The following is a 21,293-nucleotide window of genomic DNA, read 5'->3' on the forward strand; positions in this document are numbered from 1 at the left end:
GGTCGATGGCGCTGCATCGTAGGTGATGTTTAGAAGCGGGCGCGCACCCCCAAAGCCCAGCGGCTTTCGTAGATGTTTTGGGTAATCACATAGTCTTCCCATTGCGCGTACTGGTCTTCGAACTCTTCGGTAATGTTGCTGCCCTGCACGTACACACTGACTTCATCCGTCACGTCATAACTCACCGAAAGATCCATGTAGGTGGTGGCATCTGTCCAGATGGGAATAACCCCTTGCCCCAACGGATCGGCCAGGCGGTCCAGTCGGTCACTGCGATAGTTGGCCGCCAGGCGCACCTGCCACCCGTACTGCTCATACCAAAGCACGGCGTTACCCGAACGCTCCGAGTTGTCCTGAATCGGCAGTGAACTTCCATAAACATCCACGTTGGCGCTGTCGCTGGGGGCATACGTGAAGTTCAGGCTGGTCCCAAAACCACCCCAAAAACCCGGCAGAAAATCAAAGGCTTGCTGATAGGCAAACTCAAGCCCTTTAATGCTGCCGCCGGAACCATTGATATTGGTGCTGACCGGTAGTTCACGACGCACTACGCCATCCTCGTCCGGCAGCCCCATCATGACGGTGCCACTTTCGATAAAGGATTCGATGTCCATGTAGAAGGCCGCCAGGCTGATCATGCTGTTGGAAGCGAAATACCACTCGGCCGACAGATCGAAATTGTCGGACCGCCAGGGCTCCAAACCTGGATTGCCGTTCTGAACGCCGTTGATAGCCACCATTAAATCAGGGTTAACCCCCAGCTCGGCTCCCAACACGCTACCAGCGCGACTGCGACCGACACTTAAACCACCAGCCAGGTCATCAATATCCAGGCTGGTCATGGTTTTGGCGTAGGCGGCACGCAAAATCACGTCGTCGGTCAACTCAATCGCCAGGTTGGCAGCTGGCAGGAAATCATCGTAGCTCCGCTCGATGGTTTCCTCGCCGATCTTGTTCGACACGGTACACAGCGAACAGGGGCTGCCCCCACCCACCAGATTCTGCATAATATCCAGGTCAGTCTGAATATACTGGGCGCCAATATTCCCGGAGTACGGGAAAGAACCGATGTCACCCTCAAAGTTCACCTGAACGTACGCGGTTTGAGTAGCCTCCTCCACACTGTAGGAGGTCGCTGGATCGACCAAAGCTTTATTGCCCGGATAGATGGCATTCTGAAAAGCAACGTTGTCATCCAGCATTTCAGGATTCACGAAGTAAAAGGTTCCACCGAGCTTGCTCGGGCCGAAGTTAGTTCGCTCATTCACCCAGCCATCCGGCAGATCGGTGTAGTACTGCGTGGAGCCAAGCGTCAGGTCCCCGCCCGCCACGCTGTTTTCACCATCGCCATTGGTATCGCCCAAGGAAGCGCCAGAGTCCTTCCACATCACATCCGCCGACAGGGAACCGGTGGTAAAGGGTGCGACCAGAATGTAGGTTTCGCGATCAACATCACGCTGACCATACCGCACCCCAAAATCCACACTGGTGATGTGGTTCGCGTCAAAGTCGTAGCTGCCGTCGAGGCGCAATACATCAAGAGAAGCTTCTTCGGTGAAATTGTTTTCCGAGTAGGTGGAAACCAGGTTATAGCGCGTAATGTCGTCGCCAAAACCCGGCTCGAACGCCAGATCAACGTATTTTCCAGTGCGATCAAAGCCCACCTCTACCAGATCGGGCCCGTAACCTCGCGGGTTGACCGGCTCGACGCCACCGCCATCATTGCGCAGCAAGCCGTGTTGCTCACCGCTGGTGATAAATCCGTGGGCAACGTTCTCGGTGTGGGTGCGCTCGGCATCCCCGTGCAGATATCGGGCAGAGCCGCGCAAACGACCACCGTTGTCGTAATTCAGTTGCAGGTTGACGTTGGTGGACTCACGACCATTGGTGAGCGACTCGGAGTAGGAGCTGACACGGGGCACCATCAGCGTGGCACGGTTGGTGGTATAGATCGAGCCACCCAGCGGGCCTTCCAGGCGCGCATCGAAGTCGTCCGAATAGGCCCAGTTGTTACCGCGCACCGTATCGATCATCATCCCCTGCTGCCGGTCGTAATCATCCATTTCGGTGTAGAACACATCACCGATGAACTCCAGGCTGTCCGACAGATTGGCTTGAACACTGGTACTCAGGCCCATCCGCTCCCGTTCGGTGGTTTTGTCCATCACGCCGTGAAAGCGTTGGGTCAGGAAGCTGTCATTGTTATCGCCGTCGTTGTTGAAATCGCGCTGATCCCGCTCATCTTCACCAATCACTTCCATACCGTTCAGGATGGTGCCATTGCGATAGTTGGCCAGATTGCTCTGATCGAATGTCGCGGTTACGACAACGCCAAAATCCCCATGGTTAAAACCGGCAAACGCGGAGAGCTTGCCGTCATCCTCTTTGGATTCGGAGCCGCGGCTCATCTCCGCGTTACCGGATAGTGTCAGCCCTTCATCGAGATCGAACGGACGCACCGTTTGCATGTTAATCGTGCCGGAAACACCCCCGGCCAACAGCGAAGCGGTAGGAGACTTATGGACTTCAAGACCGGAAATCAGGGAGGACGGCACATCGGTGAAGTCCGGCTGTACCGTCGTGATCGAACCGGCACTGAGGAACTGCTCGCCATTGAGCAGCGCCGTCACCTGGGGCATGCCGCGAACATTAATGGTAGAGCCTTCACCCGCCGAACGACGGATTTGAACCCCCGGCACTCGCTGCAGTGTGTCGGCGATGGTCACATCCGGCAGTTTGCCGATCTCCTCGGCGGTCACCGTGTCGGTGACGCTGTTGGCGAACCGCTTGGCATCCAGGTTTCTCTCCTGGCTGGCTGCCAAGCCGACCACCACAACTTCCTCGACCATCGGTTGAGCCGGTGCCTGCGCCCAGCTGCCCACGGACAACAACCCGGCTGTAGCCAGGGTGATTTGCGACGCAAGCGCCTTGGGGGTAAAACAGTGATACTTCATATATTCACTCCAGGTGCATATTTCTGATTGTTGAGAACGTCCGTCCGACCCACTGGAGGACAAGCACCGGCCTGGCCTGATACTTATTTTCACACTTATAAAAAAATAATGGTATTTAATACCAAAGCAAATTGCAATACTTTCCGGCAGGGTAGCCGACCGCCGTAAAAGTCAGTGACATTTCAGTCTTAGGTCAGCCTCAGGCGAGGGAGAAGGAAGTGGGGAAGAGGGCGTGGTAAAAAGGAAAGCTGTGGTTAAAAAAGCCCCGCCGGGGTTGGGCGGGGCAAGCGCATCAAGCCTGTACAGCGTTCATAATGGAGGTTTTGGGGCGCACTTGAACGTCGCGGTGCAAGCGTTCGGCAATATCCTGAACGGAGATCAGGCCCCGAATGTGGTGCTCGTCACGGTCAAGCACCAGGCAATGGTTTTCACCCGCTTCACGCAGCGTACGCACCAGATCCCTGATCGTAGCGCCTTTCAGTGCTTCGTAATCCAGCGCGGGAATAGCGGCTCGCGGGAGCATCATGTCAGCGGCGGTCAGCTCGGACCGCTCCACGCCCTGCATGGTCTGAGTCACCAGGATATACTGTTCCGACAGGCGATCCGCAGTCAACAAGCCGATAAATTCATGATCCCGGTCCACGACCAGCTTGCTGTCCACGCCCTCCATGGCCATCAGGCGCGCCACGCCCAACGCCGGAACATTAGCACTGACGATGTGCGGCTGATGGGTGCGGAAATCCGTCATCAGGCTCAACGCCGGAGAGAATTCATCAACATCGGAAAACTCCTGGGGTTTTACCAGGTGGTCAACAGGGTCGAGACGGTAAACGTTCAATGTTTTCATGGTACTACCTCTATAACACGCTCTAAAACGCGACTGGCAATCAATACAGGCGCGAGTAAATTCACACATCGGCACAGTCGCCGACTGATTCAATCAATGCGGTTTAGAGGTACAGAGGGGAGGCGCGAGCCGGGGGGCATTGGGCATCCGGCCCTTTGACAAATGGAAAAGAGGCAAGGACAGGGGACGAAAATCCGTGGCTTTGAGGCACCAGCGCCACGAATGGGGCACCTACATCCTCGGAGTCGTGATCCACGGTATTGGGAGGAAGCGCAACCCGGTCTCCCACCGCCGTTTTGAACACCTTTTCATGCGCTTCATAAATGCCTTCTGCCGTGGCCACTGTGGGACCCGACAGACTCACACCCAGCAACAGGGCGGTCAGGATGGCATAAAAAGGACGCAAGAACATGGTGTGTGTGTATCGCCTTAATAAATTCTGAAAGCGGCCTGACTTGGCGTCAGTATCCTTGACGCTACCGGAACAATTCCCGGAACACAAGCAAAACTACGTTTCTTAACCTGACACTTAGATGGGGGCCAAGCGCGACAAGTTCAATCCTCCGCCCACAGTCGCAGCAAATTATTTCGGCTCCGGCTCAGCCGATCAAATTGCGCGGTTTTTCCTTTTTCATCAAATTCAGTGCGCATCGCCGTATCGAGATCCAGCAGAATCTCCCGTTGATGGTCATGGCGCACCAGGCTGCGCACCCAACCGACCACGGCCAGGCGGGTGCCGGAGCGCACCGCTTCGACCCGGTGCAAAAACGTGGAGGGATACAGCAATACGTCGCCAGCACCCACGCGCCAGGCGCGATCCCCGGTGCTGTCCTCCAGCACCAGCTCCCCGCCTTCATAGTCCGCCAGCGGCGTCAGCCCCAGCGTGAACGACAAATCCGTGCGCTGCCCGTGAACCACGCTGTCATCCATATGAGACCCGTAGTGCATGCCGGGCCCATACCGGTTAATCAACAAACGGGGGAACGCCTTGGGCAGCGCAGCGCTGGCAAAAAGGGCATGCTTACGCAGGTGGGACTCCACCAGGGAGAGTACCGCCGCGCGGGACTTATCATCCCTCGCCTGCTCGTTGCGTTTTACCTCGCGGGCGGCCCAGCCGGCACTGGTCGCGCCGTCGTCGAACGCCTGATCCGCCAGGCGTTCCCGAACGGCTTCCAGGGTGCCGGGGTCCAGCACGTGCTGCAGGTACAAAATCATCGACGCCACCTATATTGAGACTCAATCTCATTTATGACAAAATCGCCCGTATTATAGCGACTTGTCACAATTCATTGAAATCCAACTAAGAGACATAAACGCCATGAATGAACAGCGTAAAGTTTGGCTAGGCCTCGGCGCCGCCCTGATTGCAGGCAGTGCCATGGCAGAAAATCACTCCGGTGAGCACGACGCCGTAAACTCACACAGCAGCCACTCCGCCATGCAGGCGGCAGCCGCTACCGGTGGCGGCGAAGCCGAGGGAGCGGTCGACATTGATCTCACTACCAACGATGCCGCTTTCCTGGGGCAGTTGGGTCTGGTACGGGGCCATTTGTGGGTCGGTGTGCAGCTCTACAAGCACGGCCATAAAGACATGGCGCTGACGCACATGAAACACCCGGGCGATGAGTTGTACGCGGGTTTGTTGCCCGCGCTTGAGGCGAGGGATAACGATGGCTTCGCTGACGAGTTGAGCGCCCTGGCCAACGCCGTTGAAAACGGGGAGTCCGAGGAAACTGTCGAGCAGCGTCACCGCGAACTCGAGCAGGCGGTAGCCACCGCTGAGAATGCCGCGGATGACAGCCTGAAAACCGCTTTGCTGGGCATTGAGCGTATGGTTCGTGTAGCCGCCGAAGAGTACGCGATCGGGGTGAAAAACGGTGAAATCGTCAACGCTCACGAATACCAGGATGCCATGGGCTTCGTGGAAATCGCCCGCATCCGCCTGGCCAACCTGACCGATGCCCAGCGCGCCGAAGGCCCGGGTATTGTCGACGAAGTCAGTGCACAGCTTGAACTAGTACGCCCCCTGTGGCCGATGCTGGTTCCGGAGGGCAATATCGACGGTGACGCCAGTACTTTGTACGGCGCGGCCGCCCGTATCCAGCTAGCCGCGTGGGATCTCGACTGATCCCCCAGCTTATCCGAACCGGGTGCCGCCGTAGAGAATCAGTGCGGCACCCTGGCCCCACTGACGTCCCGACATTGTTCATCCTCCAATTCCAGTTCCACGGTCGTGTGCGCCAGATCATAATCGGCCAGCGCCACGGACACCCTCTCCTTCAGCAAACGGACCTCATCCGCGGTGCGCAACCCCGACACGCTCAGATGTGCCGTCAGTACATGATGCTCGCCATCCAGCGACCAGAAATGCAAATGGTGAATGCCACAGACACCCGGTAAGGCCTCCAGTGCTCGCTCAATCTCCGCGCGCGTCTCCGGTGAGGGCGTTGCCTGCAAGAACAAACGCACCGTCTCCCAGAAATTGCGCGCAACATTAATTAAAATAAACAGCGTAAAGCCAATGGACAGCAGCGGGTCCAGAATGGGCCAGTCCACAAACAGCATGACGACCGACACCACCAGCACCGCCAGCCATCCCAGCACATCTTCGAGCAAGTGCCAGTTAAGCACTCGCTCATTCAGCGTTTTACCCTCGCTGAGTTTATAGGCGGCATAACCATTCACCGTCACTCCGAACACGGCCAGCCCCAGCATGCCCTCGACCACTGGCATTTGCGGATCGACCAGACGCGGTAATGCCTCGGCCAGCACCCACAACGAACCGGCGACCAGAACCAGTCCGTTGATCAACGCCCCCAGCAAAGAGAAACGCCGGTAGCCATAGGTGAATGAGCCCGAGGCCTCACGCCCACTGAATTTGGCCAACACCCAGGACAAGCCAATGGACAGGCTGTCGCCCAGGTCATGGACCGCATCGGCCATGATCGCGGTGCTGTTGGTGAGCAGCCCGCCGATAAACTCAATCACGGTAAATCCGAGATTCAGAAAAAACGCCCAGGCGATCCGACGGCTGCTGCCGTTTCCCTGATGGTGATCCCCATGGGAGTGAGAGTGATGTCCATGAGCGTGATATCCATGAAAGTGCTTATGCATAAACGTCACCACACAAGAAATTTTCATCTTTACTATAGGCGGTTATACCGGACATGACGATAGGCTCCTCAAAGTCTGACAGATCGCATGGCTCCAACAATCACTCTACGTTGGCACCGCGCCAGGCTTGCCTGTAGGCTGAACGGCCGACAAACCACGGATAGAGCGCGGGTAAAATCAGCAACGTCAGGATAGTGGCGGTGACCAGGCCTCCTACCACAACGGTGGCCAGCGGGCGCTGTACTTCACTGCCGGTTCCGGTAGCGTACATCAACGGTAGCAAACCCAAGCCGGTGGTCACGGCGGTCATAATGACCGGGCGCAAGCGAGAGACGGCGGCCTGAACACAGGCCTGGGCCATGGGAACACCGTTGCGGACCAACTCATTCAGGTAACTGACCAGCACCAGTCCATTTTCCAACGCAATACCAAACAAGGCGATGAAGCCAACCGATGCAGGTACCGAGAGGCTGAGTCCGCTGAGCCATAACGATACCGCCCCGCCCACCAGCGCCAACGGAATATTCAGCATAATCAGCAGCGCGTTGCGCACCGACCCGAAGTTGGCGTACAACATCAGAAACACCAGGACCAGCGTAATGGGAACCACAATCGCCAGCCGCTGATTGGCTTTCTGTTGCAGCTCAAACTGCCCGCCCCATTTCAGGAAGTAGCCCGGGGGCAGCTCCACCTGATCGGCAATCACCCGGTCAGCCTCCGCAACAAATGATCCGATATCGCGACCCCGAACGTTGGCCTGGACGGTAATAAAGCGCTGATTGTTTTCACGCGTTACTTGCCTGGGCCCCGAGACTTCCTCCACTGTAGCCAATTCACGCAACGGCACTTGTTGTCCCTGCGTAGTGTGAACTTTCAGTTGCCGAATCTCGTCGGTGCGATCCCGTGCATCCCCCTGTAATCGAAGGTTGATATCAAACCGGCGAATGCCCTCAAACACCTGGCCAGCGCTGGCACCACCCACCGCTACGCTCAGTGTCTCCTGCACCTCGGATACGCTCAACCCGTAGCGCGCAATCGCCTCGCGATTCAAACGAATACGAACCTGAGGTGTTCCGCTGACCTGATCTTTTTGAACGTCTTCTGCACCGGGAACCGAGCGCATGACCTGCGCTATCTCAGCCGCTTTGCGATCCAAAACCGCCAGGTCATCCCCAAACAACTTGGCCGCCAGCTCAGCCTTGGTCCCTGTCAGCAGTTCGTCCACCGCAGCGGCGATGGGCTGCGTAAAGTTAAACTGCGCACCGGGAAAGTCTTCAAACGCGCGGCTCATTGCCGAGTACAATCCTTCAAGTGAATCCGCCGTCTCCCATTCCTGCTGTGGCTTCAACGCGACAAAAATTTCCGCACTGTTCACCGGATCGGCATGGGCGCCCACCTCCCCGCGGCCGATGCGCGTCACCACTTGCGTCACTTCCGGAAATTGCTCAAGCAGACGCCGTTCGAACAACGTCATGGACGCCTCGGCTTTCTCCAGAGAAATAGAAGGCGACATCGTTGCCCGAATCAACAAGTCCCCTTCATTAAACCGAGGAACGAATTCGGAGCCCAGGCGGGGCACCACCGCCAAGCCCACGCCTAACACGATCACCGCGATAGCGACGGCCACGCCACGCCGTCGCACCAAAGCGCTGACCACGGGCTGATAGCGCCGCTCCAAAATGCCGACGATCCCTCCTGAACCGGTCGAACCCGCCGGGCGCTTGGGGCGACGCATGAGTGCCACCGACAGCACCGGCGCGATGATCAACGCAAAGATCAGCGACCCCAGCATTGCCAATGAGACGGTGTAGGCCAAAGGACGAAAGGTGGCGCCCTCCACGCCTTGCAAGGTAAACAGCGGAATAAACACGACGACGATAATACTGATGGCGAACACGATGGGACGGGCCACCAACTGGCAGGCACGACCCACCACATGCAAGCGCGACTCGTCCGCCCTGGCTTCGCGCAACCTCCTGTCAACGTTTTCCACCACCACCACGGCGCCATCCACCATCATCCCGATTGCAATCGCCAGGCCGCCGAGTGACATCAGATTGGAGGAGATTCCAAAAAACTTCATCGCCACCAACGCCAACCCCACAGAGAACGGAATAGACAGGGCCACGACAAGACTGGACCGCCACCCTCCCATAAACGCCAGAAGCACAATGGCAACCAGAACCACGCCTTGCACCAGGGCATTAACCACCGTGCTGACTGCCGCCTCAACCAACTGCGCCTGATCGTAGTATGGGGCGACTTCGATGCCCTCCGGCAAATTGGCATTAATAGTGCTCAGCTCCTGCTTGACCGCACTGATCACGCTGGAGGTGTTGGCGCCAATAAGCTTCAGCACCATACCAACTACCACCTCGCCCCTGCCGTTCATCGTGGTGAGGCCTCGCCGAATGTCACCGCCGAGCGTCAGCTCTCCCAGCTGCTTCAAATATATGGGCACGCCATCCACCGTTTTTATGACGACGTTGCCCAGGTCATCGAGGTTTTCGACAAGCCCGACAGAACGGACAATAAACTGCTCATCGTTTTGCACGATGAATTGCGCTCCGGCATTGGCATTGTTAGCTTCGATGCGCCGCTTGATTTCCGGAAGAGAGATTCGATATTGACTCAATGCCTTAGGGTCAATACGGATCTGAAACTGTTTAACCTCGCCGCCAATTGACAGCACTTCCGTTACGCCTTTTACGGTTTGCAGATTGAATTTCACAATCCAGTCCTGCACCTCCCGCAACTCCATGGGCGTGTATTCGCCAGTGGTGTCCTCCAGCACATAAAAGAGAATTTGCCCGAGGCCGGTGGTGATTGGCCCCATTACCGGGTCACCAAAACCGTCCGGTATGGATTGTCGGGCATTTTGCAATCGCTCGCTCACCAGTTGACGGGCGAAGTAGATATCCGTCCCGTCCTCAAAGTAAATGTTCACGACTGACAAACCAAAATTCGAGACCGAGCGCACATGATCCAGCGCTGGCAAGCCATTCATGGCGCTCTCTACTGGATAGGTTACATATTTCTCCACTTCCTCTGGGGCCAGCCCTTCAGTTTCCACAAACACTTGAACCAGCGCTGGTGAAATATCCGGGTAGGCATCCACCGGCAAACTGCGATAGGAAAAATAACCACCTGTGACGACCGCCAACAAAAACGCGATCACCAGAAGGCGGCTGCCCAACGCATAACGTATCAATGCGTGCATACTGTTTCTCCGCCGTTAGTGATTGTGACCGGATTCGAATTCGTTTTTTTGCAAATCGGCTTTCACCATAAACCCGCCTTTTGCCAAATAGGTGTCACCTACCTGCAGACCAGACTGAACCGCGACCCTCTCATTGCCACGCTGACCCAGTTCGACGGTTCGGGGATGCCACTGATCGCCCTCTTGCACAAACACGACGGTATTCCCCTCGTACTCAATAACCGCGCTGTGGGGCACCGCGATATCAACCTCTGACGTGGCCACGACCACATCGGCCTGAACAAACATGCCCGGCCGCCATTCTCCGTGGGTGTTATCCAGGAATACTCTGGCCATACCGGTGCGTAATATTTCGCTCACACTGGGCGACACATAGTCAATGCGTACCTCCGTCGGCTCAGGACCAAAGGTGGTACTTAAACGTGCGACCTGCCCGCTACGCACCTGTGCCAGGTCCTGCGGGTAGAGTGCGATGTCGACCCACAGCGTTGACAAGTCGGCCACCACAAACGCCACCTCCGAAGGCTGGATTTGATCCCCCAGCACCACCTCCCGCTGGATAACGGTGCCGTCAATTAACGACCGCAACGGAAAGCGTTGCAGCGTTTGTGAGTTCTCCGCTTCGGCCAGCGTTTCGCCCGCCTCTACCGTGTCACCTATCCGGGCACTGACTGTTACCAGCTGCGCGGTGTAGCGCGGACTGATTCGCGCAACCGCTTCGCTATTCAGCGTTACCTCACCCGGTAGAGAAATCGTGCGCGCAATGGTACCTGGACCGGCAACGGCAACTTCTGCCCCCAGAGCCTCCAGATCGGCCGCACTGATGTGCGACGCTTCTTCGCTCTCTTCGTGATCGTGATCGTGGTCTTCCTCTGCAATAGCCGGGGAAAGCGCGAAAAAACTTAAGAGCGTCAATAGAACGCACGCGAATACTTTTCGACAATCAGCCACACTGTTCATGAGTCACCTTGTAATTCTGTAGCAGAGAAAGACCGGTTTGGTTCAATAGGCCAAGGGCCTGCAAGCCCCCTGCCTACCAGCTGTTCCAGCGTTACCAATGTCTGATAAAAGTCTGTGGCCGCTTGCAGCGCGTCACGCTCAACCGCTATACGTTCCCGGCGTGCTTCGGCTAACTCAAGATAGGAGTACCGGCCCTGTTCATAGCCTTTCGTAATACTGGCGAGCGATTTCCTAGCCGCTGGCAGTGCGTCCGATTGCAATAGTGTTACGGTTTTTCGAAACATCTCCAGCTGCTGGTACACTTGCTGAAGGCGCGCCATCAGTTGGATACGGGTTGCCTGCTCCTCCAGCGTGAGTTGCTCGAACTCCGCCTGACTCGCTGCAATAGCCCCCTGGTTGCGATTTCGAAATCCGAGCGGCATGGACAGGCTGAAGGTAAGCGCCTGATCGTCGCTTTCCTGTATCTGTTTTATCCCGATCCCGACCCTCAGATCCTGCCGGCCCTGAGCTTGCGCCAATTGCAGCTCGGCCTCACGTAAACGACGCTCCGTCACAAAGCGCATCAACTCTGGTGCCCGCTTCAGATTTTCGCGAACCTCAGAGAAGCCGGGAAGCGGGACCCGTTGATAAAGATCGGCCGCGACCTTTGTATAACGTGGCTCAGTATCCCCCCACTGAACGGCCAATGAGACTCGGGCCGCCGCCAGCCTTTGTTCAGATTCGAAGACCGCCACCTCGGCGCGACTCACTGCGATAATCGATCGCTGCAAAGAAGCCTCATTAGCGGCACCCGCTGTCGCCAGGCGACGGCTTACATCCCGGCTCTCCCGCGTAAGGCTGAGTGACAGCTCAGCGAGCCTCTGCGCTTCTTGAGCCGACGCAACGGCAAGAAACCGACGTACGGTTTCCGCCAGCACCTGCCAACGCATCAGATCGTAGTCACTGTCGACCATCTCTCTTTGGTAACGAGCCACTTTTTCGCGGCTCGCCTGTTTACCTCCGAGCTCTATCAACTGACTGAGTACCAGCGAGGCTTCCGCCGAGTCAGTGCCGGAAAACCGACCGCTGCCGGCCACATTTTCCACTTCCAGAGACAACTCCGGGTTGGGCGATAAACCTGCCTGCAAAGCGCGCGCATCGGCGGCGCGCTGGCGATACGGAAACTGGGATAGTTCGGGATGACGCTCCAGCGTGTAAGCCAGAGCCTGCTGAAGTGTCAAGGTTGTCCCGTCGGGAGGTGGCGTCGATCCTGGCGAACTATCTATCGCCCACGTCAGCGCCGGAAAGACAACCAATAGCAGCCCCAGCGCAATCCGCCTCGCGCTTTGGCCGTCGAGAATTGTAAACATGCCTAATCTGCCTGTTTTCCAAATAGGGAGAACGCCACCGTCACTCAGTACGGTAACCGTGGCGGCTTGATCATTTGGGAAAAGTCAGGCGATGGGAGGGGGAACGTCGGGCGCCATAAAATGCTGGGGAGGCATGGGCAACGCCAGGGTTTGCCAGCGATGGCTTCTGTTCAGAGACGTGTGATGGCCATTAAACGCCATGGAAAAGAGGTGAGCGTGGGCGTGACAGCTGTGCGCATGGCTACAGCTACCGCCGGGAGGATGCGCGTGGTTGTGCTCGGCGTGCGGAGTCGAACGTTGGACGACAGTTCCCCATCCGGCACAACGTGCTCCAAAGCGGCTCCCTGATCCGCCTCATGCCAATCAGCCGCGAACACGAGGTTCGCGACCGAAAGCACTATCAGGAATATCATCAGGGCAGTTCGCTTCATGACCGAAGTCTACAACTGATTCCGGCCCTGCCGCAAGCACCCCGATTCTCTCGGGGAACGCTTAGAAGTCGTACCGCAGCCCGATGCGAATTTTCCACAGAGACGCATCCCCCACACGAGTCGGACCGGACGGGTCATTGAAGCTCTCATAAACGTAACGTCCCTGGTCGTCCATACTGGCTGATACGGCGGTCTGCATTCTCGGGAAGCTGGTTTCGTACTGCACGCCCCAGTCATCATTCAGCAGATTGCCCAGGTTCTCAACCACCATGAACAAGGACGATCGGTGATCATTCATAAAGCCGGGCAGTTCCTGTTCAAGTTTGAGGTCGAATTTCACCCACCAGTCGCTATAGACATCATTGCGCGGCATGATCTGCCCCCGATCCAATCCTTCCTGATCTACCCAGTCAAAAAATGCACCGGTATTAAATTCATCGCCAAATACGACAGATGGATCATCGAGCCCGGTGGGGACATACAGTAGATGCCGCTGAATAAACCCGGTGGAGTCGCCAAACAGGAAGCCATCATCGACGGTGTAGCTGTAGGGTCGGCCTTCGTTCGCGGAACCAAACAGGGTAATGCGGGTGTTGTAATCACCGAAAAAGGCTTTTTCATACGCTATCTTCGCAGTAAAGCGGTGAGGAATATTGTAGTTGGAAGTGGCGGCGCCGGGATTTTCCGGATTCGCCGTGGCCAGGTTGGTGTAGTTGGAGAAGGCGACCGAGCTGGTCATGGGATTCACATCTTCAGCATCGCTGTAGGCGTAACCGAAGGCGGTTTCCAGACCGAAATCAAAGTACTTGCTGAGCCCTACCGAAAAAGTTAAGGACTTGCCGGAATCGCCCTTTGCGTTCGTCAACATAAAGTCTTCCGAACGACCGTCAATGCTGCCATACACTGGCCGGCCATCAATGGCGGTGCCGGTTTGCACGCGGGAGATGTCAGAGATGATCGCCGCATCTTCCATCTCGCTGTACAGTAAGTCGGCCGACAACAGCAGGTCGTTACCAAAGTCGTAGCTACCACCCAACGCATACTTCCAGGCCGAGGGAATTTTGAAGTCCGGGTCGAGCAGGTTCACCCCACCGGCCCCGCCTTCACCGGCGGCTACGCGGTCATACAGATCCTGTGGAATGTCGTAAATCGGTCGACCATTACCGGTGAAAGGCCTATCAAAAACAGACGTTCCGGAATCATCGCTCACTTCAATCTGGGTGACGCCGTCGTTGGAGTAGCTGTTGGACACCCATACGTTCGGGTTGCCCCCCGAGTAACGCCCTACCCCGCCATGCAACTCCATGGCGGGCGTCACATTCCAGGTGAAACCCAGGCGCGGTTGCAACAGGTCCTTACCGTCCAGGTTTTGCTCGTTATCCAGTCCGTAGGAGTGAAGAATATCGCGGTTCCAGACGGGTACATCGTTACTCTCATACCAGTCGTACCGCAAGCCGGCGACCACGGTGAGGTCGTTGCGACCAAAATAGATTTCGTCCTGAAGGTAGAGCGTATTGATGGCGTAGCCAAACTCGGCTGCCGCATCTTCCTTCACATTGGTGCCACTGGCGTTTTCGTAAATAATGGTGCTGGGTGTACCGGCTTCAAAATCTTCAATCGAATCAAAACGGTACTCGCCTTCTGACTCCTGCACAAACATATTGAACACCTCGAACTCTTCACGCTCGAAGCCCAATGTGAATGACTGGTTATCCAGAGAGTAAGTGCCGGCCAGCTTCAGGTTATACGTTTCGTAGCTGAGCTTGTTGGCATGACGGGAATCGTCCGCACCGAGATAGACGGTGGCTTCGGACGGGGTGCCGTCGTTGTCGTGATCGTTCTCTGTGCTAATCTGCACTTCACCAAAGTCGACCCCCGCCAACGACAGCTGCCGGTTTTCCAGTTTTTGGTAGCCCAGTTTCACTTCCGTGGAAAACTGATCGTTCCAATCCGAGAACAGGTGGCCCACGTAGCTGTTAAGCTCCGCACCGCGTTCGTAGTAATGATTGGAGAATTCCAGCTCATTGGAGTCGCCATCGGACTGGCTGATACTGAAGCCATCGTTGTAGTTGTACGTCAATGCCGCGCGATGATCTTCGTTAATATTCCAGTCGAGTTTCACTAACAGCTTTTCATCTTCGATGGGCAGACTGCTGGGAAATCCACCCGGCTCATAATCGTACACGTCGCGGGCGATGCGGGCGATCTCGTCAATCTGATCCTGACTGACGCCTTCCACCGGCGTGGCGACGTTACTATCCGCAGGCCCGCGACCAAACGTGCTGACACCTTCAAGCTTTTCATACGCTGTAAAGAAGAACAGCTTGTCTTTGACAATAGGGCCACCGACGCTGAAGCCATAACGTTGTTCATCAAACGGGGCGATATCAATGCGATCACCTTCGAGCGAGTCGCCACTGAGGGAATCGTCGGTATAGTCAAAGAACACGGAGCCGTGCACTTCATTCGTGCCGGAGCGCGTGACCGCATTGATGTTACAGGCGCTGAACCCACCGTACTGCACGTCGAACGGCGCCAGCTCAACGGATACCTGCTCAATTGCGTCGTAGGAAAACGGCATGCGCTCTGTGGGATAACCATTGCTGTTCAACCCAAAATTGTCGTTCATGCGAACACCATCCACCGTCAAACTGTTAAAGCGGGGATTGGCACCGGCACACTGAATGGAATCGTTGAACGCTTCATCCACATAAATGCGTGGGTCCAGACGAACGACATCTTTAATATCACGATTGATAGCGGGCGCGTTGCGAAGGTCCGCTTCAGAGAAAGTGGAGTTGGGGCCAACCGCCCCGAAATTCTGCTCGATCAGATTACCGACCACGACAATATCCTCGGCGACCACAGCGCCCATGACCACTTCCAGATCGTACGCATCGCCGAGGGAGAGATAAACATCTTCAACGGTGCGTTCACCCTCAGAGGAGCGGATCGTAATCGTGTAAGGTCCGCCTACGCGTAAACCATCCGCATTGAAGCGGCCTGCGTTGTTGGTGGTAAGACGGCTTCGGCTATTGGAGGGAAGGTGGGTAACCAACACCTCGGCGTCATTAACCACGTCACCGCCATTATCCGTTACCAGCCCCTGGATGGAGGAACTGGTTTGCTGGGCAAGGCCCGTTGCGGTATACCCCATGGCCGCCATGACAGCCACGCCAAGCGCGCGTCGAACAAATATTGTTTTCATGTGTCATCCCCTGAGTAAGGCAGCGCCCGGCCGGTCTAGCCAGGCGCAACATCGAAGAATAAAAATTACGATTCAGGGACTATAGGGAAAAGAGACGACGATTCGGTGACGATAAAATGACCGTGCGATGACAGTCTGATGGCAAGCAAAACGCGAACAAAATGCCTGTGCAAAACGCGTGAAAATCCGTTAGGCTGATGCCTTTCCTGTCGGTGTGACCGCAACGAAGGCCGCCCTATTAGGTAGCAATATGATGCAGCGAATTCCTTTCGTTTTGGCCTGCACGGTTTGGATCACGGCTTGCTCATTCCAGGGTTTGCCTTCACAAACAGGATCTCTCGAAAAGATGTGTCGTCAACCTGTGCGTATCGCCACCTTCAACGTCAGCATGGAAGCCGACAATTACCGGTCACCGAGCACCGACATTCACCCCGAGGCTTTGCGGCAACACCTGTCGAGCGGAACCCATCCACAAATTCGGAACATTGCAGAAATCATTCAGCGAGTGCGACCGGATATTATTCTGCTGAATGAATTTGATTACATAACACCGCAAACCGAAGGCCTGGATCGGTTTCAACAACACTATCTGGACCAGCCACAATCCGGCCAATCGCCCATTCACTACCCCTATCGGTTCACCGCTCCGGTCAACACCGGGGTGTTGACGCCTATAGACCAGAATGGGGATGGCAATATCAGCGCGCCGGAAGACGCTTACGGTTTCGGGCATTACCCCGGGCAGTACGGCATGGCCGTCTTGAGCCAGTACCCCATTAATGAAAGCGCGGCTCGCACTTTTCAAAATTTTCGGTGGAGCGATATGCCGGACGCTCGACTACCGCGCCGTCCTGACGGCAGCGATTATTACACCCCGGAAGTTATGGAGATATTCAGGCTTTCCTCAAAATCCCACTGGGACCTGCCAATCCACATCGGCACGCACACCCTTCATCTGCTGGCCAGTCACCCGACCCCACCAGTGTTTGATGGCCCTGAAGATCGCAACGGTCTGCGCAACCACGACGAGATCCGGCTGTGGGTCGATTATCTGAATGGCACAGCGAGCTACCTGTACGATGATCAAGGAAAGCGGGGCGGACTGTCGTCCGAACAGGGCTTTGTTATCGCCGGTGATCTCAATGCGTCCCCGGTGCAAGGTGAGAGCCATCGTGAGATCATCGCCGACCTGATCCATCACCCTCGCGTGCAGGCGGTCACCCCCGAGAGCCGGGGTGCCACCGAGGCTCGTCCAGACGATCCTCACGCGGCTTCGCACACTGTCAGTTGGGGCTTGCGCGCCGATTATGTTCTTCCTTCGCGCGAGTTTACCGTTATCGATAGCGGGGTATTCTGGCCGTCAAAAGACGATCCGTTATCCCGGCTGGTGGAGGATCGGGAAACCAGCTCCGATCATCGGCTGGTCTGGGTGGATATCTGCGTCGGGGCGGAGGGCGGTCATTAAGGCAATTCATTAAACAGCGCTTGCACATTGTGAGCGCTGTGTTGGTACAGTTCCAACAGGGTGCGATTGATATTGTCCAGGTTCTGTTTCATCGCCAATCGCTTTTCCAGACCCTCGACGGTTTTCACCCGTTCCGCCAGCCACCGCAGCGGCAGGTGCCGGAACTGGCGGCGTTTTGCCACCGCCTGGGCAAGAGGCGTCTGCTCGATGTCCACTTTGATAATGGACGCCAGGAATACGCTGGAATTCTTGGCATTGGCAGTGGTGGATTGCATCAGGGCTGTTATCGTTTGTTGTAGGCTTGGCGCATTTTTCCATCATTATACGGAACCTCCCTGTATTGAACAGCCCTTCCCCCGCCCTTTTGTCTAGGCTATTGAGAGGCCGATTTTCCCGAAATGCTGGCCCGATGCTTCATGACGAAACGCGTCCGCGATGGCCTCCAGCTCAAACGTCTGATCGATAATCGGGCGGACGCCATTCACTTCCAGCGCACGAACGAACGCCTGCTGCTCGGTCCTGCTGCCGACAATCAGCCCTTGCAGACGAGCCTGGCGAGTCATTAACCGGGCTGTAGGGACTTCTCCCGCCACCCCGGTCAATACACCGATCAATGCGATATGCCCGCCGATGGCCACGGCCTGAATGGATTGCGGCAGCGTACCCGGGCCACCCACCTCAATAATATGGTCAGCACCGCGTCCGTTCGTCATCTCCATCACCCGCTTACCCCACTCCGGCTCACGGCGATAGTTGATGACCTCATCCGCACCCAACTCGGACAGACGAGCCAGCTTGGCGTCCGAAGACGACGTGGAAATCACCCTCGCCCCCATCATCTTGGCCAACTGCACGGCAAAAATGGAAACCCCGCCCGTTCCCAGCGTCAGCACCGTCGCACCGGGCTTGAGAGGGCCATCGACCATCAGCGCCCGCCAAGCGGTGAGACCCGCGGTGGTCAGGCTGGCGGCTTCTTCATGGGTGTAGCCCGCCGGGGCATGCGTGAAATAACGTTCCGGGCAGACCACCCACTCCCGGGCATAACCGTCTATGCCGTCACCCGGCGTGGTGGAAAAATCCCCGATGGGAGGAGGTCCCGCCAGCCAGTTCGGGAAGAAGGTCGACACCACCCGATCTCCCGGCACAAAGTCCTGAACATCAGGTCCGACGGCGTCCACCACGCCGGCGCCATCCGACATTGGAATCCGTCCGTCCTGGGTGGGAATAGCACCAGTGACCACGCTGTAATCATGGTAATTCAGGGAGCTGGCGTGCAATCGCACCCGAATTTCACCGAGCCCGGGTTCATTCGGCTCGGGTTGTTCACGAAGCTCCAGGGACTCAAGACTGGCTGGGTTTCTCACCACAAAGGCTTTCATGACTTCCCCCTGACTGTGTCGTAAATGGATCAATACCGTAAACGCAGTGTAGCAATAAAGCAGCGCTTCAGGTGCCGTCAGGCAAGAGCACCCTCGGGCTGCTCCCGGCGTTGGGACGCATCACTGTCTTCCACCGAGGTGCGAATCAAGTGATCAAATGCACTGAGCGCCGCCGTCGCGCCTGCCCCCATGGAGATGACAATTTGTTTGTAGGGCACGGTGGTGGCGTCCCCTGCGGCAAACACGCCGGGCATAGACGTCGCGCCGCGAGCGTCGATCTCGATTTCACCAAACCGGTTCAGTGCCAGGTCACCACCTTTCAACCACTCGGTATTGGGCACCAGACCAATTTGCACAAATACACCCGCCAGTGTTACCTCACGGGACTCCCCTGAAGAGCGGTCGGTATAGGCCAGCCCGGTCACTTTCTGCCCGTCACCGAGAATCTCTGTGGTTTGTGCGCCCGTAATGATGTCCACGTTGGGCAGGGAGCGCGCTTTTTTCTGTAACACCTCGTCCGCTTTTAACTGGTCGCCAAATTCCAGCAGGGTCACATGCCGCACGATACCCGCCAGATCAATGGCCGCCTCTACCCCGGAGTTGCCACCGCCAATAACGGCCACGTCCTTGCCCTTGAAGAAAGGGCCATCACAGTGCGGGCAGTAGGCGACACCTTTGGTTCGATAGGTGGACTCGCCCGGCACCCCCAGCTCGCGCCAGCGTGCACCCGTCGCCAGGACCACGGACTGGCTCGACAGCGTTGCCCCGCTTTCGAGCGACGTTTCCAGCCATCGGCGATTTCGCTTCAAGCTGGCGGCACGCTGCTCCGTAATAATGTCTACACCATACTCCTTGACGTGTTGCTCAAGCGCGGCCGACAGTTTTGGGCCTTCGGTATAGGGCACGGATATAAAGTTCTCAATACCCACGGTATCCATCACCTGGCCTCCAAAGCGTTCCGCCAACAACGCCGTGCGAACGCCCTTGCGGGCCGCGTAGATCGCTGCCGCCGCGCCCGCCGGGCCACCGCCGACAATCAGGACATCGTAGGGGTCCCGCTCACTCAGCGCGGCGGCCTTGCGTTCACTGGCCCCGGCATCGAGTTTGTTGACGATCTCCTGCAGGCTCATGCGCCCCTGTCCAAAATGCTCACCGTTCAGGTAAACCGAGGGCACGGCCATGATCTGCCGCTCATCAACTTCGTCCTGGAACAGTGCGCCATCAACCATTTCATGGGTAATGTTCGGGTTGAGTCGGGCCATCACATTCAGCGCCTGAACCACATCCGGGCAATTCTGGCACGACAGGGATATAAAGGTTTCAAAATGGTATTCACCCTCGAGCTGACGAATCTGCTCCAGAAGTTCAGGATCGGCCTTGGAGGGGTAGCCACCCGCCTGTAACAGCGCCAGCACCAGCGAGGTAAACTCATGCCCCATGGGAATGCCGGCAAAACTCACACGCGGTTCTTCCCCGCTGGGAGCGACCGCCATCGCCGGCCGGCGACGGCCTTGCCCGGCGGTGGCCGTAATAAGGCTGGAGAGCCCTGCTATCTCCTCGGCCAGGTCTGTCATTTCAGAGGATTGGGAAGACTCATCACCGGACACACGAATTTCAATCGGATCATTGATCTTTTGCAAATAGGTGTCCAGTTGCTGTTTCAAAGTGGCGTCCAACATCAGTGTGTCCTGCATAAAAAGTGGTCAATAGCCCTTAAAAAAGCAGCCAGAAAAAAGGCCAGGAAAGGCATCAGCGAGGGCCCGCCGTAGCGGGCCTCAAAGTGGGGGAAGGCTTAGATCTTGCCGACCAGATCCAATGACGGCGCCAGGGTTTCCTCACCTTCTTTCCATTTGGCGGGGCAAACTTCGCCCGGGTGAGCCGCGATGTACTGGGCCGCCTTGATTTTGCGCAGCAGCTCTTGCGCATCGCGACCAATACCGCCAGCGGTGATCTCCACAATCTGGATACGACCTTCCGGATCGATGACGAAAGTACCGCGATCCGCAATGCCTTCCTCTTCAATCATCACGTTAAAGTTTCGCGTGATACGCCCGGTGGGATCGCCAATCATCGGGAACTGGATCTTGCCGATGGTTTCGGACGAGTCGTGCCAGGCCTTGTGGGTAAAGTGCGTATCCGTGGAAACCGAGTAGATTTCAACCCCCAGTTTTTGGAACTCCGCGTAGTTATCGGCCAGATCACCCAGCTCGGTCGGACAGACGAAGGTGAAATCCGCCGGATAGAAGAAAAAGACGGCCCATTTCCCTTTTACGTCACTGTCGGATACCGGTACGAACTCACCATTGTGGTAAGCCTGGGCATTGAAAGGTTTCAGTTCGGATTCAATATAGCGAGACATAAATAGT

Annotated in this window: 15 protein-coding genes; 2 read left to right on the forward strand and 13 right to left on the reverse strand. The window is 56.7% G+C overall.

The annotated features are described in order from the left end of the window. Positions 1 to 29 precede the first annotated feature (29 nt). The 4 genes from ACQCLF_RS03930 to ACQCLF_RS03945 form a co-directional block, all read right to left on the reverse strand. Complete coding sequence (locus ACQCLF_RS03930) at positions 30 to 2,954, reverse strand: TonB-dependent receptor (protein WP_426984980.1); 2,925 nt, start codon at positions 2,952 to 2,954, stop codon at positions 30 to 32. A 292-nt stretch (positions 2,955 to 3,246) separates the two neighbouring features. Continuing rightward, complete coding sequence (locus ACQCLF_RS03935) at positions 3,247 to 3,801, reverse strand: CBS domain-containing protein (protein ID WP_426984981.1); 555 nt, start codon at positions 3,799 to 3,801, stop codon at positions 3,247 to 3,249. 103 nt (positions 3,802 to 3,904) lie between these two features. After that, positions 3,905 to 4,213: a hypothetical protein gene (locus tag ACQCLF_RS03940; protein WP_426984982.1), complete on the reverse strand. Its 309-nt coding sequence runs from the start codon at positions 4,211 to 4,213 to the stop codon at positions 3,905 to 3,907. Positions 4,214 to 4,356: 143 nt separating this feature from the next. Next, positions 4,357 to 5,016: a Fe2+-dependent dioxygenase gene (locus ACQCLF_RS03945; protein WP_426984983.1), complete on the reverse strand. Its 660-nt coding sequence runs from the start codon at positions 5,014 to 5,016 to the stop codon at positions 4,357 to 4,359. Positions 5,017 to 5,119: 103 nt separating this feature from the next. Between ACQCLF_RS03945 and ACQCLF_RS03950 the strand changes: the two genes are divergently transcribed. Further along, positions 5,120 to 5,929, forward strand: a complete 810-nt coding sequence (locus ACQCLF_RS03950; protein WP_426984984.1) for a hypothetical protein — start codon at positions 5,120 to 5,122, stop codon at positions 5,927 to 5,929. Between the two features lie 38 nt (positions 5,930 to 5,967). Here ACQCLF_RS03950 and ACQCLF_RS03955 read toward each other — a convergent pair whose 3' ends face one another. From ACQCLF_RS03955 to ACQCLF_RS03975, 5 genes are all read right to left on the reverse strand, one after another. Continuing rightward, complete coding sequence (locus ACQCLF_RS03955) at positions 5,968 to 6,915, reverse strand: cation diffusion facilitator family transporter (protein ID WP_426984985.1); 948 nt, start codon at positions 6,913 to 6,915, stop codon at positions 5,968 to 5,970. A 100-nt stretch (positions 6,916 to 7,015) separates the two neighbouring features. Next, entirely contained in the window at positions 7,016 to 10,135 is a 3,120-nt protein-coding gene (locus ACQCLF_RS03960) for an efflux RND transporter permease subunit (protein WP_426984986.1), read from the reverse strand. 15 nt (positions 10,136 to 10,150) lie between these two features. Beyond that, the gene (locus ACQCLF_RS03965; protein WP_426984987.1) at positions 10,151 to 11,095 is read right to left on the reverse strand and encodes an efflux RND transporter periplasmic adaptor subunit; all 945 of its coding nucleotides are present in this window, start codon (positions 11,093 to 11,095) and stop codon (positions 10,151 to 10,153) included. After that, positions 11,092 to 12,444: a TolC family protein gene (locus tag ACQCLF_RS03970; protein WP_426984988.1), complete on the reverse strand. Its 1,353-nt coding sequence runs from the start codon at positions 12,442 to 12,444 to the stop codon at positions 11,092 to 11,094. Before ACQCLF_RS03970 ends, ACQCLF_RS03965 begins: the two co-directional genes overlap by 4 nt. A 492-nt stretch (positions 12,445 to 12,936) precedes the next feature. Continuing rightward, positions 12,937 to 16,083, reverse strand: a complete 3,147-nt coding sequence (locus ACQCLF_RS03975) for a TonB-dependent receptor (RefSeq protein WP_426984989.1) — start codon at positions 16,081 to 16,083, stop codon at positions 12,937 to 12,939. Positions 16,084 to 16,429: 346 nt separating this feature from the next. Between ACQCLF_RS03975 and ACQCLF_RS03980 the strand changes: the two genes are divergently transcribed. After that, a complete protein-coding gene (locus ACQCLF_RS03980; RefSeq protein ID WP_426984990.1) occupies positions 16,430 to 17,548 on the forward strand; it encodes an endonuclease/exonuclease/phosphatase family protein in 1,119 nt (372 codons plus the stop codon). Here ACQCLF_RS03980 and ACQCLF_RS03985 read toward each other — a convergent pair. The 4 genes from ACQCLF_RS03985 to ahpC all read right to left on the reverse strand — a co-directional run bounded on the left by ACQCLF_RS03985 (position 17,545) and on the right by ahpC (position 21,286). Further along, on the reverse strand, positions 17,545 to 17,823 hold the full coding sequence (locus ACQCLF_RS03985) for a hypothetical protein (RefSeq protein ID WP_426984991.1): 279 nt from the start codon (positions 17,821 to 17,823) through the stop codon (positions 17,545 to 17,547). The two genes, ACQCLF_RS03980 and ACQCLF_RS03985, sit on opposite strands and share 4 nt — an antisense overlap. A gap of 93 nt (positions 17,824 to 17,916) precedes the next feature. Beyond that, a complete protein-coding gene (locus ACQCLF_RS03990; protein ID WP_426984992.1) occupies positions 17,917 to 18,927 on the reverse strand; it encodes a zinc-dependent alcohol dehydrogenase family protein in 1,011 nt (336 codons plus the stop codon). A 77-nt stretch (positions 18,928 to 19,004) separates the two neighbouring features. After that, positions 19,005 to 20,606, reverse strand: a complete 1,602-nt coding sequence (gene ahpF, locus ACQCLF_RS03995) for an alkyl hydroperoxide reductase subunit F (protein WP_426984993.1) — start codon at positions 20,604 to 20,606, stop codon at positions 19,005 to 19,007. A gap of 113 nt (positions 20,607 to 20,719) precedes the next feature. After that, a complete protein-coding gene (gene ahpC, locus ACQCLF_RS04000) occupies positions 20,720 to 21,286 on the reverse strand; it encodes an alkyl hydroperoxide reductase subunit C (RefSeq protein WP_426984994.1) in 567 nt (188 codons plus the stop codon). Between the last annotated feature and the right edge of the window lie 7 nt (positions 21,287 to 21,293).

Source organism: Marinimicrobium sp. ARAG 43.8 (assembly GCF_050113635.1).
GTDB lineage: Bacteria > Pseudomonadota > Gammaproteobacteria > Pseudomonadales > Cellvibrionaceae > Marinimicrobium.

Bases quoted from the DNA above. Each gene is read 5' to 3' on its own strand.
- ACQCLF_RS03985 (WP_426984991.1), bottom strand. From the start codon at position 17,823: ATGCAATCCACCACTGCCAATGCCAAGAATTCCAGCGTATTCCTGGCG.
- ACQCLF_RS03975 (WP_426984989.1), bottom strand. From the start codon at position 16,083: ATGAAAACAATATTTGTTCGACGCGCGCTTGGCGTGGCTGTCATGGCG.
- ACQCLF_RS03950 (WP_426984984.1), top strand. From the start codon at position 5,120: ATGAATGAACAGCGTAAAGTTTGGCTAGGCCTCGGCGCCGCCCTGATT.
- ahpC (WP_426984994.1), bottom strand. From the start codon at position 21,286: ATGTCTCGCTATATTGAATCCGAACTGAAACCTTTCAATGCCCAGGCT.
- ACQCLF_RS03965 (WP_426984987.1), bottom strand. From the start codon at position 11,095: ATGAACAGTGTGGCTGATTGTCGAAAAGTATTCGCGTGCGTTCTATTG.
- ahpF (WP_426984993.1), bottom strand. From the start codon at position 20,606: ATGTTGGACGCCACTTTGAAACAGCAACTGGACACCTATTTGCAAAAG.
- ACQCLF_RS03940 (WP_426984982.1), bottom strand. From the start codon at position 4,213: ATGTTCTTGCGTCCTTTTTATGCCATCCTGACCGCCCTGTTGCTGGGT.
- ACQCLF_RS03930 (WP_426984980.1), bottom strand. From the start codon at position 2,954: ATGAAGTATCACTGTTTTACCCCCAAGGCGCTTGCGTCGCAAATCACC.
- ACQCLF_RS03970 (WP_426984988.1), bottom strand. From the start codon at position 12,444: ATGTTTACAATTCTCGACGGCCAAAGCGCGAGGCGGATTGCGCTGGGG.
- ACQCLF_RS03980 (WP_426984990.1), top strand. From the start codon at position 16,430: ATGTGTCGTCAACCTGTGCGTATCGCCACCTTCAACGTCAGCATGGAA.
- ACQCLF_RS03945 (WP_426984983.1), bottom strand. From the start codon at position 5,016: ATGATTTTGTACCTGCAGCACGTGCTGGACCCCGGCACCCTGGAAGCC.
- ACQCLF_RS03960 (WP_426984986.1), bottom strand. From the start codon at position 10,135: ATGCACGCATTGATACGTTATGCGTTGGGCAGCCGCCTTCTGGTGATC.
- ACQCLF_RS03935 (WP_426984981.1), bottom strand. From the start codon at position 3,801: ATGAAAACATTGAACGTTTACCGTCTCGACCCTGTTGACCACCTGGTA.
- ACQCLF_RS03990 (WP_426984992.1), bottom strand. From the start codon at position 18,927: ATGAAAGCCTTTGTGGTGAGAAACCCAGCCAGTCTTGAGTCCCTGGAG.
- ACQCLF_RS03955 (WP_426984985.1), bottom strand. From the start codon at position 6,915: ATGCATAAGCACTTTCATGGATATCACGCTCATGGACATCACTCTCAC.